Source organism: Peribacillus sp. FSL H8-0477, from assembly GCF_038002765.1.
GTDB lineage: Bacteria > Bacillota > Bacilli > Bacillales > DSM-1321 > Peribacillus.
This window is the reverse complement of record NZ_JBBODE010000001.1, coordinates 203,214-218,030: the sequence shown is the minus strand read 5'-3', so window position 1 is coordinate 218,030 and position 14,817 is coordinate 203,214. Positions and strand designations below refer to the sequence as shown.

Genomic DNA, 14,817 nt, shown 5'->3' with positions numbered 1-14,817 from the left:
CGATAATAATGAGTAAACATGATAAGTTGAGTGTGTTTATCAGTTTGATTTTAAGACACAGCCCACAAACGATAAATATGAAACTAGATGAATCTGGGTATGCAAACGTAGATCAATTAATTCAAGGTATCAACAATAGCGGACGGTACATTGATTTAGCTATTCTTCAAGAAATAGTCGATCAGGATAAAAAGAAGAGATATAGTTTTAATGATACAAAAACGTTAATCAGGGCAAACCAAGGACATTCGGTACATGTAAATGTCCCTTTGAGGACAGTAACCCCGCCGACATATCTGTTTCACGGTACAGCGATACACTCTCTTCAAAGCATACTTACGCATGGTATTAAGAAAATGGATAGGTTATATGTTCATCTTTCGGATACTACAGAAACTGCCTTTCAAGTTGGAAAGAGACATGGGAAAGTGGTTATTTTAAAAATTGATGCTTTGAGGATGCATGAAGATGGCTATCTCTTTTTAGTGTCTGAAAATGACGTCTGGCTTACCGATTATATCCCTGTTCAATACATAAATAATTTAAGCGATCTAATGGAGGAGAAGCTACTATGAATGGTTAAACATATAAGAGCTTGCTTTGAATGGACGCATTCAAAACAAGCTCTTACTAAGGTTATTTCTCGAGATTAACAAGTGTTCGTCCGCGTACTTTTCCTTCTAATATATCTGCTAGAACCTTTGGAAGCTCAAGTAGAGAAATTTCGTTGACCATTTCTTCATTTAACAGGGGTGGTTTAAGATCATCACCTAGACGTTTCCACACTTTTATTCGTTTATCCATTGGGCATTGTACGGAGTCAATTCCGAGCCAATTGACGCCTCTTAAGATGTGCGGTAGTACGGTTGTTGAGACGGCTGTTCCGCCTGCTAACCCGCAAGTAGCAACAGACCCGCCATATTTTAAGGTGCTTAAAATATATTGAAGGGTTTTACCGCCCACAGGATCTATAGCACCTGCCCATTTTTCTTCACGCATAGGTGTTTGTTCAGTATCGATAATGTCTTGACGATTAATAATGTGAGCAGCTCCTAATCCTTTTAAGTAAGACTCTTCATTGGTTTTCCCTGTACTAGCTGTGACTTCATAGCCTTTGTTAGCTAAGATATTAACGGCAATGCTGCCCACTCCGCCTGTAGCACCAGCGACCAATATGGGGCCAAGGCTCGGATTTACTTCATTATCTTCAAGTCTTTGGACGGATAGTGCTGCGGTAAATCCTGCTGTTCCAAGTATCATGGCCTCTTTTAACGACAATCCTTTTGGAAGAGGAACCACCCATTCTGCAGGTACGCGTGCGATCTGACTAAATCCGCCAAACTGTTCAGTACCTAATGTATAACTGGTTACGATGACTTCATCACCTGTTTGAAATCGTTCATCAGTTGAATCGATAATGGTCCCAGCTAAATCAATGCCTGGGACAAAAGGATACGATGTGACGAAAAGGTTTTGGATGGCGACCAAACCGTCCTTATAATTCACACTAGAATAAGCAACTCGAATCGTTACGTCTCCTTTTGGGAGGTCATTCATAGTCAGCTCTTTGATATCTAACGTTGTTTCTTCATTGACTTTATTTAGTACTAAAGCTTTAAATGTTTCCACGGTGACATCCATCCTTTCTTTTAGTGAAGGCTATTTGTTAACACTACTTTATTTTAAAAGAAAATTGAAATCAAAAGGGCTATGGATTACAAAAATATGGTATATATTAAAGGGGGATTACTGCGTCAGTGAAAAATTAGTAAGAGTAGGTACCATTTATCTTCCTGAATGGATCTAGACCGTTCGAGTAGTTGGTATGTCGATAGGTTAGGAGCAGAGTTAAGCTTTCGAGATGACGATTCTTAATTTAGCTTATCAAGGTGTTTTTCTGGTTGAATCCACTTCTACCTTTTTTGATAGGAATGGGAATGAACGTTTCTCCTTAACCTTTGAAGTGAATGGGTTAGTTGCGTTAGAAGCTTTACATAGAGAGTTTAGTGAGAAAAAAATCCGAATGGGTGACATCGAAGACCGAGGACATTCGGGAAGAAACTTCGTTTTTTATGATTTAGACGGTAATAAATTTGATGTTTGGAGCGAATGGAGTCCGATTTTCAAAGAGAACTATTCCATTTCAAAAAATTACAGCTAAGAGAGGTAAGTAGTATGAAAGAAAAATCGAAACCGAAACAATCTTTATGGGATGACAGTCATCGATTATGGCCGCTGCCGCGTTTGCCTTGGACGATGAAACAGACATGGAATGATCTATTATTCGCTCATTATCCAATTAAAATGGAAGTCTTACAAAAGTTGGTCCCGGAAGTGCTTCCTTTAGATTCATATAACGGAATGTGCTGGATTGGAATTGTACCATTTCATATGACAGGCATCCGTTTGAGAGGCATGTCTCCTGTCCCTGGAACAGATCGATTTCCTGAACTCAATGTCCGGACTTATGTAACGGTGGCTGGGAAACCTGGGGTGTATTTCTTTAGTCTGGATGCAGCTAATCGACTTGCCGTAGAAGTAGCAAAGAAAATATACCATTTGCCATATGTGTATGCGGACATGAAGGTAAATCGGAAGGGAGAAGGCATTCACTATGAAAGCAGAAGACGAAGCAGCCTCGATGCGCAGTTTATCGGTGAGTATCGTCCAATTTCTAAGCCCTATTATGCAGTAAAAGGCTCATTTGATGAATGGATAACTGAGCGTTATTGTCTCTATACGTTAAATAATAAGGGAATTCCGCTGCGTTGTGACATTCTTCATCAGCCTTGGGTACTTCAGGATGCAGAAGCAGAAATAAGTCACAACACCATGCTGTCCAGTCAAGGAATTCAGGTTGAGAGCGAAAAACCTATTTTGCATTTTTCTAAAACGATTGATGTCCGGATGTGGCCTTTGGTTCGTGCTGAGTGAGAAGAACATCCGATCAACCAGTACTATTATGAATTGCGTTGTGAGGCATAGAAAGCAAATATGGAGGTGAATCTGTTTGAAAAAGGTAAAGGGACTACTAGGTTTAGTGGTGATACTTTTTTTAATAAGTGGCTGTAATCAAACGGAAAGTAAAAGTATTGTATTGAACATCCCTCATGTAGATGAATATACCTTTTTATATGTTCAAGGGGTTGATAAAGACGGAGATGTAGTCCCAAATGAAGGTGCAAGTGAAGGGATAAAGGATGATGAAAAGATTAAAACGTTTATCAGCAAAGTGAACAAACTTGAGGCAGTCAGAAAACCGGGTAAAGAATTAACAGATAAAGGTAAAGAACTAAATAATCCGGGAAACTACATGTTTATTTTGTCGGATACAGAAGAAATGGATAATAAAGCGTATTCCATCAATTTTTATAAAGATGGTACGATGCACTTTGAAGACCCAGACAAAAATGAAATTGTCTATATCTCAACTGAAAAGCACCCTAAACTATTGAAAGAATTGAAAACACTGTTGGAAATAACGTATTAAATGAATTGCGTTTGAATTCCTTACCAAAAGTAGGGATTAATTAGCGCCAACTTAAAAAACAAAATCGATTTCCAATCTGTATAAACTGTTGACAAATGAACAAATAACTAATAAAATAAATTTATCTTGAGTTTGAGATAAATGAAATAAAAATATATTACACAAGGGGATTTATACACAATGAATGTATTAGTAGTTAAAGCTAACAACCGTCCAGCAACAGAAGCAATTTCAAGTAAAATGTACGAAACGTTTATGGCAGAATTAGAAGGTAAAGACGTAAACGTTACAACTTATGATGTCTTTGAAGAAGATACTCCATACTTTGGTCAAGATCTTTTCAATGCTTTCGGTAAACTTCAAAACGGCGGCGAATTAACAGATGTTGAATCACGCCTAGTAGCTGCAAAACAAAAAGCAATGGATGTTATCACAGCGGCAGACGTAGTTGTTTTCGCATTCCCATTATGGAATCTTACAATCCCTGCTAAATTACAAACATTTATTGATTATGTTTACACTGCAGGATTTGCATTTAAATATGATGCAGAAGGCAACATGGTTCAATTAATGCCAGAGAAAAAAGCAATCTTCCTAAGCGCACGCGGTGGTATTTACTCAACACCAGAAGCTGCTCCAATGGAAATGGCTGTTACTTATATGCGTAACGTATTCGGCGGCGTATTCGGTATGCAAATCATTGATGAAGTGGTTATCGAAGGTCACAATGCAATGCCAGCTAAAGCAATGGAAATCGTTGCAGCAGGTATGGAAGAAGTTAAAGCTTCTGCACAACGTTTAGTTAAACTATCTGTTAACGCATAAATAAATAGATGAAACTGCCAGCTAATCCCGGACTAATTCGGGTTTAGTTGGCAGTTTTTTTTAGTTACGGATACGTTTTTTATTTGCATAAAAAGAGACTAAGGCAACAATCAGTAAAGCTGGAATCGCATAAAGTTGGCCAACTAGCAATTTCCAAACGACCGAATTGTATCCTTCAGAGGCTGGGGATAGGAGGACAATCAAACAGACAATGATATAGGCTAAAAGGGCAGGAATCATCGTTTTCATTTGCAAACCACCTTCTTTCCGATTATGTGGTTATTAATCGTGAATAGATAAAAGTCTACCTAAATATTACCATATAAGACTAACGGATTCGACATAAACTATTTATTATGACCATTTGATTTAAAGTGTCGCAATATTGACAATTTATTATTTATTTTACTAATGTAAAAGTTTAGTTTTGGAGTATAATAAGTTACGGAAAGACAAAATTATTTGAATATATTAATTTTGAGGAGGAGATATAGTATGAAAGCTGCAGTATGGTACGGAGAAAAAGATATTCGGATTGAAGAGCGGGAGTTAAAGGCATTAAAAAATCATGAGGTCACTGTCCGTGTAGCGTGGGCTGGAATTTGCGGTAGTGATTTACATGAATACCAAGAAGGTCCGGTATTTGTGCCAACTGAAAGTGCCGATCCTTTAACTGGAGAAATAGCACCGCTTATTATGGGACATGAATTTGCAGGGACGATTGAAAAGGTCGGGACAAAAGTTACAAAATTTAAGGTTGGCGACCGTGTGGCTATTAACCCGACGATTACATATGGTAACAAACCAGAAGATTTAGATGTATATGATGGTTTTAGCTTTATCGGTTTACATGGAGACGGCGGGTTTACGTCTTTCGCAAATGCGCCAGAAGAAAATGTGTTTCTTTTACCTGATACGTTGTCCCTGCAGGACGGAGCATTAGTAGAACCAACAGCTGTAGCGGTACAAGCGGTTAAAGAAGGAAATCTTCAATTTGGCGATACTGTTGCCATTTTCGGTGCAGGACCAATTGGGTTATTAACGTTAATTGCAGCTAAGGCAGCTGGTGCAAGTAAGATAATTGTCTTAGACTTATCTGATGCCCGTCTTGAAAAAGCCATCGAACTTGGGGCCACTCATATCGTTAATTCCGGAAAAGGAGATCCTGTCGAAGCCATTCGTACAATCATTCCTGGAGGGGTAGATGTATCATTTGAAGTAGCGGGTGTTACACCAACATTTGAGCAATCAATTGCTGCTACAAAACCACGTGGCACGATGGTAATCGTCTCAATTTTTGCAAGACCGATTATATGGAACCCCATTCAATTAACAAATACGGGTGTTAAAATCACATCAACGATTGCTTATTCACCAACTTCATTCCAACAAACAGTCGATTTGATGGGGACTGGCCAATTAAAACCACAAGGAATCATCACGTCTCAGATTCAGTTAGATGACATCGTCTCAAAAGGATTTGAAGCGTTAACGAATGATAAATCCCAAGCAAAGATACTAGTAGAATTAAGCGGTGAAAAATAAGCTGAGTATGGTTCATGAATATAGATTGTAGAGATGTACTATTTCTTTACAATCTTTTTTTATGCCGAAAAAGTCCACTATCAATAGTTAATTACATTGAAAAAAAAGCCAGTACTCTGGCCATTCTTTCTGAACTAAAACGGCAGGCTTTGAAAAAGAGAAATGGTTATAACGAATGTCAGTAAAGTTCCTACAGAAAGTAAGGTTATCATTTTTTTCCAATTTATCTCGTTTGAAGGTTTCACAGTCTCTTGGGAAACCGCCATCCATATCACCATAGAAACTATGAATACTATGGAAATAACATCTTTAGACATATCTAATCTCCCCTTAGTACAATGTGTTTATCCAAATAATAACATATAAAAAGAGGTGCAGCACCCTCACTTGATGATTTTATTTAACAAACTAAAACCATTTTCTTACATAGATGTTATTATATTTAGGACAAGCAGGAGGTAGAAAAGATGAAAACGTTTGATTTAAAATCAGGAACAAAAGTAATGATCGACGAAAGTAGAATAGTAATTGAAAGAACAGGTGGAAAAAGTGCAATGAAGGGTTTGTTTGCAGGGAGAGCAATGGGGCAAATGACAATAAAAACAGCAGCAGTAACAGGATTAATTCAATTTGCTGACTATTTAATGATTTGTGCTTCTGGGCTGCCTACTCCTAATGATTTTAAACTAACCAGTGTAGGTGAAATAAAACAATATCCTAACTGTATAGTGGCAAAAGAGGGTGAATTAGAAGAGTTATATCAATTTCTCAATGGATTTATTAAGTAGAGGTTCCTGTAAAGGGAAAAAATAGAAGTGGGAGTTTCTGTCTGGAACGATAAAAGAGCAGCGGATGCAATTCCACTGCTTTTTTTCTTCTTATTGTACTAAGAAGGATTAATCCCTTACGTGTTGAATTCCTATTTAATTGAAACCTAATTTAAGGAGGAAGATGTTAATGAATCAAAAAGAATGGCTTTTAAGAATGCTCGATACTACGTTCGATAAGGAGAGTTGGCATGCACCGTTCAAAACTTCAATAGAAGGACTCACTGCAGAGCAGGCTAGGTGGAAGCCAGTTGGAGGGGCAACGAATACAATCTGGGAAAATGTTAATCATCTTATTTACTATAAAGAGAGACTTGTAGCAAATTTAGAAGACGGTGAATGGACACAAAATCTTGATAATAATGAAACTTTTTCCCTTACTGAACAAATAAATGACGACAAAGAATGGATAGCAGTCGTTGAACGAGCAGTATCGGTTCAAGAGAGTTTAAAAGAAGCACTAAGCAAAGTGCCCACTGAACAACTTGAACGAAATTCTCTTGTAGAAAAGCTAGTAGATATAACGTTTCACGATGCATACCATACGGGTCAAATCATTCAAATCAGAAAGATGCAAGGTTCTTGGCCGTCACATCGCGATTGTTAAAAGAGAAGTTAATAACGGTGAAATTGGGTGAACGGCATGTTCCATCAAAACGAATATGAATGGGTCCGACAGACTAGAAGAACGCTGTTAGACTCTTGCAGGGAACTAGAAGTTAGTGATTTTATTCGTGTTCGAGAGTTGTTAGTACACATAACGGATTGTTATATAGCTTGGCTTGGCTCCTTTGTTTTATTAAAAACTAAGGAGCCGCTTACTCCAAAGGAAGACCTGGAAAAATTCAATTTGGATGAAATAAAATTACGTTTTGAACAGGTGGATTTAATTGTTTATGAAGTGTTTAAATTACACGGAAATCAATTAAATGAGCAGATTCAGAGGAAAATTCCTTGGAGAGAGGTACCAGAAACGGTACTCCTTACACCTGGCAAATTGCTTATGCATACCATGACTCATGAATTTCATCACAAGGGACAAATTGTAGCGATGATACGCGAGATGGGTTATATCCCTCCGAATACAGATATATTAGGTACTGAAGATTAAAGGGGGTAAGACTTAGATTTGAATTCTTAACCCTTTTCCTAAAAGAGTTGGTCTGCGGGCAATAAAGATAAATTCTAACCCGGGACGATCTGAGGCTTCTCGTATATCTTCAATAACTAATCCAGATAAAGAATTTATTATCTCAGTATTACTCCGATGTCGAGGTAGGACTATATCATCTTGTTGGAAAACAAATGATTGACGAAATGTAACGAAAGGACCCAGGTCTCTATTTTACCAACTGGTGAATTTATTACCTTGTTGGTTTTTTTTCGTTGCCATTTTTTCTAAGCTTGTTTCTACTATTGCACCTGCGTAGGAAGTTAACATCAAAAAATTCTATACAGTCGAACTATATAGTTGAACTTTATATTTACATCGTGCATAATAATATACAGTTGAACTATATAGTTTGATTGAGAGTGAGGGTAATCAATATGAAGCATAAACTTTTGCCGCTGTCTGAAACGATGCATTATATTTTATTAGCTTTACGTGAACCATTTCATGGATATGCAATTATGCAGAAGGTTGAAGAAATGAGCAACGGTCATGTGGTTTTGGCAGCTGGGACATTGTACGGGGCAATAGATAACTTAAGTAAACATGGTTGGATTAAGCCAGCAAGTGGAGAAAACGGGAGAAGAAAAGTTTATCAAATCACTGCACAGGGTGAAGAAATATTAGCACATGAAAAACAACGATTAAAACATATTTTATCCTTATATGAAATGAGTGATGAATGTGAAAAAATATAAGTTTTTTGCTAATGTTATTGAAGAAGAAAAATGGCTGAATGAACAATTATTAGCCGGGTATAAATGCACGAATATAAGCATTTGGGGGTTCTATACATTTGAACAAACATACGAAAAATATGTTATGCGCTTAGATTATCAAGATTATTTATCTTCCCATAGGTTTGAGGAATACAAGGAGATTTATGAAGAATTTGGCTGGATGCATGTCAAAGGATCAAGATTCGGCAGCATTCATCATTGGCAAAAGATTTCTGATAACCGAGACAATATGTTTTCAGATCGACAATCAAAGTCTAATTACTATAAGCGCTTAATGAATTACTCGTTAACCTTTGCCATCTTTTTTTTAGTGATTAGTTTTATTGTTTATGATGGAAATCCATTAATTGTAAAAGAACTGTACCTGACACAAGGTTTATGGGAAATGGAAGGAATGTTTTTTTGGAAAGCATTCCTTTTCGAAACACCATTTGTGCTGTTACGATTAATACCAATATTGATTTTGTTTGTATCTTCCATTCAATTCTTTATGAGTTACATGCAATATAAGAAAATAAAAGAGGAATTATCCCGTTAGTATGGTGCTGGGCAGGGTCTTGGCCATATCCTTTTTAGCCTCTGGAAATAACCAACCATCTGGAGCAATTCGCGATACATTTGTCGCAAATTGTTTTTTTTGTTGCCTTCTTTGAACCGGAGAATCTTATTGTCTTTACATGATAAATACTTAAACCGAAGGCATAATCCGTTGAGACTTGCCTAAACAGCTATTGGAAAAGGATTACTCTTTACTAGTGTAAAAATGTGGTAACACTTTAAGTAAATGAGGAGGGGATTGAACTGAAAAGAAAACCATTTGAACCACCAGCTGATTATTATGATGAACATTTAATTAGTCTTGATGAGCAATTATGTTCTTTGGTTAAACCACGGATGGACATTTCAAATAACAACCCAGATTTTCCACCTGATGATGTTATTACTCACAGGGCTACAAAATATAATCTGTATGGGGAATTTTTACGTTCACTATTTGGATCATTGAGAATTCATGATTTCTTTAAACCGCGTATTGAACCGAATGTATTTAGAAAATACATATCGGTTTTAAAATCGATGAAAAAGATGATTATGTATACAAATGTTATGTCCACTTAACGAAAGATAAAGGCTGCCAATTGGCAGCCTACATACATTTAAATAGAGTATTGCAGAACTAATAAGACATGTGAGTGGCAAGAAAAAAGATTAGGTAAAGTCTCTTTTTGAATTATAAAAATAATTATTCAATTATTTCAATTTGATTACCTTCAGGTCCCAATATACAACTTTCATAATAACCATCACCTGTTGTACGCGGACCACTTAAAATTTCATACCCTTCTTGTTCTAGTTGACTTGTCAATGTATCTACTTTTTCTTTGCTTCCAACGCTAAATGCTAAATGTGTGTACCCAGTTTTGAATAGTGATTCTTCGGAAGAAACCGTATCAGGACGCGTCATTATCTCAAGTCTTGTATGATCTTCGAATGATAAGAAATAGGTCTCTAATCCAGTTTTTTGATTATGATATTTGGTATTTGATGAAGCATCGAAAAACTTTATAAAGAAATCTTTTGTAGCCTCCAAGTCATGTACATACATAGCAATATGTTCTATTTTCATTCTAATGACCCTCCATTTTTATTCTGTAAAAACGCAGACTATCAAAAACAAACACCCGAAAAATGATTTCACTAATCCTACATTTGAATTCAAGTAAAAACCAAGACAGTAATTTTTTCAGACATAGCAAGGTTTAAACTTCTTCTTGATATATTTCTGTTTTTAGCGGCTTTAAAGTTAAAGACATTTTAAACTCCTGGAGGTTTTCTATATGATGAAAAAAATCGTCTATATGATCATAATCCATGGACCACTCGAGTAACTCAAAATTTTTTACCTCATCTATGGGTTTAAACAAACATTCACAGTGAAGTTGTTCCATATGAGAATACTCATTCTCTTCATAAACAGTAAACTGACGTACAAAATCTAAATGAAATAGTTCCTCTCCAGTAAAATCATAAACACCAGATTCAACTAGTATTTCTGTATCTTCTTCGCCTTCAACTGGTTCTTTACAAAAATCCTTAAATGTTTCCCAAACTTTTTTAATATCACCCGTGTCTACACCAATCTTAACTTTAAGATGACTTTCAGCATTTTTAACCGTAATCATTACAACAACTCCGATATTAATATGTAAGTATTCTTATTCAACTAAACTGCTCCATTAGCTGAAAGGAATTTTCACTTAATGATACCATAAAATTCTAATTAACCCCTTTTGTATGATTAGCAACAATCCTTACGAAAACAGCCTTCTTAATAGAAAGAGCCAGTGGAGAGTTTCTCGACTGGCTGGTTACTTGTGACTTGTGGCTTTTCTGACTATGGGGGCGACTTCTGCTGCTAATAGCTCAATACCTTCCGCGACTTTTTTGAAGGGTAAACCGCCTATATCTAATTGGGCTATGAACCGTTGATGACCGAATAGTTCATGCTGGCAGATAATTTTTTCGGCTACTTGTTGGGGACTTCCTACGAATAGAGCAGTGTCTGGTGCGGTTAATTGGTCAAAGTCTCTTCTGGAAAGATTATATTGGATCCCTTGCTGTCCATTTACGTATGACCAATAATTAAAATAATAGGGAAAGAATTCATCTCTTGCTTGTTCAGTTGTTTTAGCGATGTACGCGTGTCCGGTTACTGCTACGTTAAGATCTTCTGGAGAATGATTAGCTTTAGCCGCCGATTCTCGGTAAAGATTAACTAGAGGTTTAAAGCGAGATGCCTCACCTCCAAGTATGGCTATAGCCATTCCAACGCCTAATCTGCCTGCTCGTGCTGCACTTTCTTCGGTGCCGCCAACACCAACCCAGATTGGCAGCTTATTTTGGATAGGCCGGGGCGAAATCTCGGCATTGGATAACGAAGATCGAAAGCGCCCATCCCAGGAAATGGACTCGGCTTCATTCAGTTTTAAAAATAATTCGATATTTTCCTCGAATAATGCATCATAATTGTTTAAGTCAAATCCGAATAGCGGGAACGATTCTACGTAAGCGCCACGGCCGGCAATGATTTCCGCACGTCCATCTGAAAGTATATCCAGCGTGGAAAAATCCTCAAATAATCGAACAGGGTCAACCGTGCTTAAAACCGTAGTCGCACTGGTAAGTTTGATGTGTTTTGTCACCTGAGCAATAGCTGCCAAGATAATAACGGGAGCAGATACCGCATAATCAAGACGATGATGTTCACCAATGCCAAAAACATCGAGACCCGCTTCGTCAGCTAATTTTGCGGATTCAATTATATCACGGACTCGTTGCTTCGTACCCACAGTTTGGCCAGTGAGGGGGTCGGGCCCTATATCTCCAAATGTGTAAATCCCAATTTCAATGCCTGATTGTTTTCGTTTGTCGTTCTTCATATTCCCTCCCGTTTGGCGGTTTTATTGCTTGCTGTAAAAGTATATGATTAGCGTAAGAATCTAATGTTGAGATAAACCTTTTTCGTCTATCGTACATCGTTTATTTTTACACCGACCTTCTAGGAGGCGTATTATTTTTAGTCGAATTCTATTTAATGGTAGTATACATATATCCATATATTTCATTGGTGGAAGTAAAGAACGCGTAAATAGAAAGAGGGTAATCAGATGTCTAAACAAACTCAAATTGGTCAAACAGGTCTTTTTGTCAATCCAATTGGACTAGGAACGAATGCCGTTGGCGGTCATAATCTTTATCCAAACTTAGATGAAGAAGCAGGAAAAGAATTGGTTAGAACCGCTATTAACGAAGGAGTTAACTTTCTAGACACGGCCTTCATATATGGTCCAGGACGTTCAGAAGAATTAGTCGGTGAAGTGATTAAAGAATCAGGGAAGCGCAGTGAAATTATTCTTGCGACAAAGGGCGCACATAAATTTGTTGGAGAAGATGTGGTTCTCGACAATTCCCCATCCTATCTAAAAAAGTCTGTTGAAGAAAGCTTACAGCGTCTGCAAACGGATTACATTGATTTATTCTATATCCATTTCCCTGATAATGATACGCCGAAGGATGAAGCTGTGGGTGCCTTACAACAATTGAAAGAAGAAGGCAAAATTCGTGCAATCGGTGTTTCTAACTTTTCCATTGAGCAGTTAAAAGAAGCGAATAAAGACGGGTATGTGGATGTGTATCAGGGTGAGTACAATCTTTTACAGCGTTCGGCTGAAAAAGAGATCCTTCCCTACTCAGTAGAGAATAACATTTCATTTGTTCCATACTTCCCGCTCGCTGCAGGTCTATTAGCAGGGAAATACGATAAAGACACGGTATTCAATGACCTTCGTGCTAACATGCCGCATCTCCAAGGACAAGTATTCGCACAAAACTTAGAAAAAGTGGAACAAATCCGTCGTATTGCTGAAGCAAAACAAGTGGATGTTGCTCATATTGTTTTGGCTTGGTATCTAACTCGTGAAGCCATTGACGTGGTCATTCCCGGTGCGAAGAGAGCTGCACAAGTCGTCAATAATTTAAAAACACTGGATGTTCACTTAACAAATGAAGACATTCAATTGATTGGTCAAATCTTTAACTAAAAAACATAGGAGGTACTGACATGAAAATCGTTGCCATCGTAGGAAGCATTCGTAAGGACTCATATAATCTCAAGCTTGCAAAGTATATTCAAAAACGGTATCAAGATCGGTTTGAGCTTGAAATCTTAAATCTTCGTGAGTTGCCCTTTTATGATCAGGACATTGAGATGAATCCTCCTGAAGTCGTCAAGAATTTCAAACAAAAAGTGGCAAGCTCAGATGCAGTTTTATGGGTGACACCCGAATACAATGGGACTATTCCTGGTGTATTAGGAAATGCCATTGACTGGTTGTCACGTGTGGACAAGGTTATGATCGGTAAACCATCATGGATTGTCGGGGCGTCTATGGGCAATTTAGGTACCGTAAAAGCACAATTACATTTACGAGATATTTTATTCGCTGCCGGCATTTCATCACCACTTCTTCCAGGTAATGAAGTATATGTCGGAGCCGTTCATGAAAAAATAGATGAAACAGGTACGCTTACACATGCACCAACTGTTCAGTTTTTAGATACAGTGGTTGATCACTTTATCGACTGGTATACTCGTATCAGTAAATAAAACGAAAAGTAAAGGTTATATAGGTAACGAATCAAAGGATAGTTAGTCCATTCAAAGGACTGGCTATCTTTTTTTTGGGCTGTTTTGGTAGAGAGGGTTGCTATTATGACCAAATAAAAAAAGCCACTTTCAAAAGAAAGCAGCGTTACCAGTTATTCAACTAAAGTACCTGATAGTTGAACAAGATGATTTCTAATCCAAGATATACGAACTTACTTTTTTAGTTTAAAAACTATAAAATCAGCACATCTAAAATCTTCTTCAAATGAAGGATATTTTTTTAACATCTCTTTTGTTGGCTTTGGTTCTACGATGCTTTCTAAAATAAAACCTGTTTTAATTAAAGTGTTTATATAACTTGTTAATGTTCTATGGAAGAATAACATTTTTTCTTTATAACCTAAACCTTGTTGTTCATACGCGCCTTCATAAAAATATTTATCTACGTTCCAATGCAACTTTTTACCGTCTTTTGTTTTCTCCCAACCACTTTCTGGAGTAACAAAACAAGGATGTAAAATCGAAAATATAAAACAACCTCCATCTACTAATAACCGATACATTTCTTGAAAGGCTTTTTCGTAATTTGCAAGGTCTTGAATAACCATATTGGACACTATTAAATCGAAACTTTTATCATCTAAAGAATTCAAGTCTTCACAATTACCCTGCCTATAATCAATTAATAAATCATTTGGAGTTCTTCCTTTAGCAATTTCTATCATTCTTGGTGAATAATCCACAGCAGTTACAGTCGCTTCGGACCTGGCTAATATTCGACTTAAATACCCTTCACCACACCCAGCATCTAAAATCTTTTTATTAGTAACCGTTTCCATAAGTGATAATAAAGTTGGATTTAAAAAAACTTCTTTATGATGGTCTCCTTGTTCCGTATGATTTGCTGAATATGTATCCGCGAAACTATCCCACCTTTTAATTGCTTCTTCTGTACCAACATTTTGTATCATTTTAGAGCCTCCCTGTTCTTTTGTTTTAATTCATCCCCTTTACTTCTATAATCTTGTTCCACTATCCTGCCCTCGTCAAAG

At 37.1% G+C, this 14,817-nt stretch carries 19 protein-coding genes and 1 pseudogene; 14 read left to right on the top strand and 6 right to left on the bottom strand.

From position 1 onward, the window contains the following. Nucleotides 1–8 precede the first annotated feature (8 nt). On the top strand, nt 9–575 hold the full coding sequence (locus tag MHI18_RS01140) for an RNA 2'-phosphotransferase (protein WP_340845566.1): 567 nt from the start codon (nt 9–11) through the stop codon (nt 573–575). A gap of 61 nt (nt 576–636) precedes the next feature. On the opposite strand, the gene MHI18_RS01135 is transcribed toward MHI18_RS01140, so the two are convergent. Next, complete coding sequence (locus MHI18_RS01135; RefSeq protein WP_340845565.1) at nt 637–1,629, bottom strand: acrylyl-CoA reductase family protein; 993 nt, start codon at nt 1,627–1,629, stop codon at nt 637–639. A gap of 103 nt (nt 1,630–1,732) precedes the next feature. Here MHI18_RS01135 and MHI18_RS01130 point away from each other — a divergent pair. The 4 genes and pseudogenes from MHI18_RS01130 (at nt 1,733) to MHI18_RS01115 (ending at nt 4,315) form a co-directional block, all read left to right on the top strand. Next, nucleotides 1,733–2,161 (top strand): annotated as a pseudogene (locus MHI18_RS01130) (VOC family protein). Nucleotides 2,162–2,175: 14 nt separating this feature from the next. Then, the gene (locus MHI18_RS01125; RefSeq protein WP_445669926.1) at nt 2,176–2,934 is read left to right on the top strand and encodes a YqjF family protein; all 759 of its coding nucleotides are present in this window, start codon (nt 2,176–2,178) and stop codon (nt 2,932–2,934) included. 76 nt (nt 2,935–3,010) lie between these two features. Further along, a complete protein-coding gene (locus tag MHI18_RS01120) occupies nt 3,011–3,490 on the top strand; it encodes a hypothetical protein (protein WP_340845564.1) in 480 nt (159 codons plus the stop codon). A gap of 180 nt (nt 3,491–3,670) precedes the next feature. Further along, nucleotides 3,671–4,315 carry an FMN-dependent NADH-azoreductase gene (locus tag MHI18_RS01115; RefSeq protein ID WP_340845563.1) on the top strand — a complete coding sequence of 215 codons (645 nt, stop codon included), beginning with the start codon at nt 3,671–3,673 and terminating at the stop codon, nt 4,313–4,315. A gap of 60 nt (nt 4,316–4,375) precedes the next feature. Here the strand turns inward: MHI18_RS01115 and MHI18_RS01110 are convergent, their stop codons facing one another. Next, nucleotides 4,376–4,564, bottom strand: coding sequence for a DUF4017 family protein (locus MHI18_RS01110; protein ID WP_340845562.1), 189 nt, complete (start codon nt 4,562–4,564; stop codon nt 4,376–4,378). Nucleotides 4,565–4,810: 246 nt separating this feature from the next. Here MHI18_RS01110 and MHI18_RS01105 point away from each other — a divergent pair, with 246 nt between their 5' ends. The 7 genes from MHI18_RS01105 (at nt 4,811) to MHI18_RS01075 (ending at nt 9,717) form a co-directional block, all read left to right on the top strand. Continuing rightward, nucleotides 4,811–5,860, top strand: coding sequence for a 2,3-butanediol dehydrogenase (locus tag MHI18_RS01105; RefSeq protein ID WP_340845561.1), 1,050 nt, complete (start codon nt 4,811–4,813; stop codon nt 5,858–5,860). Nucleotides 5,861–6,327: 467 nt separating this feature from the next. Next, on the top strand, nt 6,328–6,648 hold the full coding sequence (locus MHI18_RS01100; protein WP_340845560.1) for a hypothetical protein: 321 nt from the start codon (nt 6,328–6,330) through the stop codon (nt 6,646–6,648). A gap of 169 nt (nt 6,649–6,817) precedes the next feature. Next, nucleotides 6,818–7,294, top strand: a complete 477-nt coding sequence (locus tag MHI18_RS01095; protein ID WP_340845559.1) for a DinB family protein — start codon at nt 6,818–6,820, stop codon at nt 7,292–7,294. Nucleotides 7,295–7,330: 36 nt separating this feature from the next. Continuing rightward, complete coding sequence (locus MHI18_RS01090) at nt 7,331–7,798, top strand: DinB family protein (RefSeq protein ID WP_340845558.1); 468 nt, start codon at nt 7,331–7,333, stop codon at nt 7,796–7,798. Between the two features lie 437 nt (nt 7,799–8,235). Next, nucleotides 8,236–8,556, top strand: coding sequence for a PadR family transcriptional regulator (locus MHI18_RS01085; protein WP_340845557.1), 321 nt, complete (start codon nt 8,236–8,238; stop codon nt 8,554–8,556). After that, nucleotides 8,543–9,136 carry a DUF2812 domain-containing protein gene (locus tag MHI18_RS01080; RefSeq protein ID WP_340845556.1) on the top strand — a complete coding sequence of 198 codons (594 nt, stop codon included), beginning with the start codon at nt 8,543–8,545 and terminating at the stop codon, nt 9,134–9,136. The genes MHI18_RS01085 and MHI18_RS01080 overlap by 14 nt, the downstream gene beginning before the upstream one ends. Before the next feature lie 356 nt (nt 9,137–9,492). Then, complete coding sequence (locus MHI18_RS01075) at nt 9,493–9,717, top strand: hypothetical protein (RefSeq protein WP_340845555.1); 225 nt, start codon at nt 9,493–9,495, stop codon at nt 9,715–9,717. A 124-nt stretch (nt 9,718–9,841) separates the two neighbouring features. Here the strand turns inward: MHI18_RS01075 and MHI18_RS01070 are convergent, their stop codons facing one another. From MHI18_RS01070 to MHI18_RS01060, 3 genes are all read right to left on the bottom strand, one after another. Beyond that, the gene (locus MHI18_RS01070) at nt 9,842–10,225 is read right to left on the bottom strand and encodes a VOC family protein (protein WP_340845554.1); all 384 of its coding nucleotides are present in this window, start codon (nt 10,223–10,225) and stop codon (nt 9,842–9,844) included. Nucleotides 10,226–10,358: 133 nt separating this feature from the next. After that, nucleotides 10,359–10,781, bottom strand: a complete 423-nt coding sequence (locus tag MHI18_RS01065) for a hypothetical protein (protein ID WP_340845553.1) — start codon at nt 10,779–10,781, stop codon at nt 10,359–10,361. Between the two features lie 186 nt (nt 10,782–10,967). Further along, nucleotides 10,968–12,038, bottom strand: a complete 1,071-nt coding sequence (locus tag MHI18_RS01060; protein WP_340845552.1) for an LLM class flavin-dependent oxidoreductase — start codon at nt 12,036–12,038, stop codon at nt 10,968–10,970. Between the two features lie 228 nt (nt 12,039–12,266). Between MHI18_RS01060 and MHI18_RS01055 the strand changes: the two genes are divergently transcribed. Continuing rightward, nucleotides 12,267–13,199, top strand: a complete 933-nt coding sequence (locus MHI18_RS01055; RefSeq protein ID WP_340845551.1) for an aldo/keto reductase — start codon at nt 12,267–12,269, stop codon at nt 13,197–13,199. A gap of 20 nt (nt 13,200–13,219) precedes the next feature. Next, the gene (locus MHI18_RS01050; RefSeq protein WP_340845550.1) at nt 13,220–13,765 is read left to right on the top strand and encodes an NADPH-dependent FMN reductase; all 546 of its coding nucleotides are present in this window, start codon (nt 13,220–13,222) and stop codon (nt 13,763–13,765) included. Between the two features lie 212 nt (nt 13,766–13,977). Here the strand turns inward: MHI18_RS01050 and MHI18_RS01045 are convergent, their stop codons facing one another. Continuing rightward, nucleotides 13,978–14,736 (bottom strand): class I SAM-dependent methyltransferase, encoded by a 759-nt coding sequence (locus MHI18_RS01045; protein WP_340845549.1) that lies wholly within the window; start codon nt 14,734–14,736, stop codon nt 13,978–13,980. Nucleotides 14,737–14,817 lie beyond the last annotated feature (81 nt).

Coding starts and splice junctions, on each gene's coding strand:
- MHI18_RS01045 (WP_340845549.1), bottom strand. CDS start 14,736: ATGATACAAAATGTTGGTACAGAAGAAGCAATTAAAAGGTGGGATAGT.
- MHI18_RS01100 (WP_340845560.1), top strand. CDS start 6,328: ATGAAAACGTTTGATTTAAAATCAGGAACAAAAGTAATGATCGACGAA.
- MHI18_RS01090 (WP_340845558.1), top strand. CDS start 7,331: ATGTTCCATCAAAACGAATATGAATGGGTCCGACAGACTAGAAGAACG.
- MHI18_RS01110 (WP_340845562.1), bottom strand. CDS start 4,564: ATGAAAACGATGATTCCTGCCCTTTTAGCCTATATCATTGTCTGTTTG.
- MHI18_RS01085 (WP_340845557.1), top strand. CDS start 8,236: ATGAAGCATAAACTTTTGCCGCTGTCTGAAACGATGCATTATATTTTA.
- MHI18_RS01105 (WP_340845561.1), top strand. CDS start 4,811: ATGAAAGCTGCAGTATGGTACGGAGAAAAAGATATTCGGATTGAAGAG.
- MHI18_RS01070 (WP_340845554.1), bottom strand. CDS start 10,225: ATGAAAATAGAACATATTGCTATGTATGTACATGACTTGGAGGCTACA.
- MHI18_RS01060 (WP_340845552.1), bottom strand. CDS start 12,038: ATGAAGAACGACAAACGAAAACAATCAGGCATTGAAATTGGGATTTAC.
- MHI18_RS01055 (WP_340845551.1), top strand. CDS start 12,267: ATGTCTAAACAAACTCAAATTGGTCAAACAGGTCTTTTTGTCAATCCA.
- MHI18_RS01050 (WP_340845550.1), top strand. CDS start 13,220: ATGAAAATCGTTGCCATCGTAGGAAGCATTCGTAAGGACTCATATAAT.
- MHI18_RS01095 (WP_340845559.1), top strand. CDS start 6,818: ATGAATCAAAAAGAATGGCTTTTAAGAATGCTCGATACTACGTTCGAT.
- MHI18_RS01065 (WP_340845553.1), bottom strand. CDS start 10,781: ATGATTACGGTTAAAAATGCTGAAAGTCATCTTAAAGTTAAGATTGGT.
- MHI18_RS01115 (WP_340845563.1), top strand. CDS start 3,671: ATGAATGTATTAGTAGTTAAAGCTAACAACCGTCCAGCAACAGAAGCA.
- MHI18_RS01125 (WP_445669926.1), top strand. CDS start 2,176: ATGAAAGAAAAATCGAAACCGAAACAATCTTTATGGGATGACAGTCAT.
- MHI18_RS01140 (WP_340845566.1), top strand. CDS start 9: ATGAGTAAACATGATAAGTTGAGTGTGTTTATCAGTTTGATTTTAAGA.
- MHI18_RS01075 (WP_340845555.1), top strand. CDS start 9,493: ATGGACATTTCAAATAACAACCCAGATTTTCCACCTGATGATGTTATT.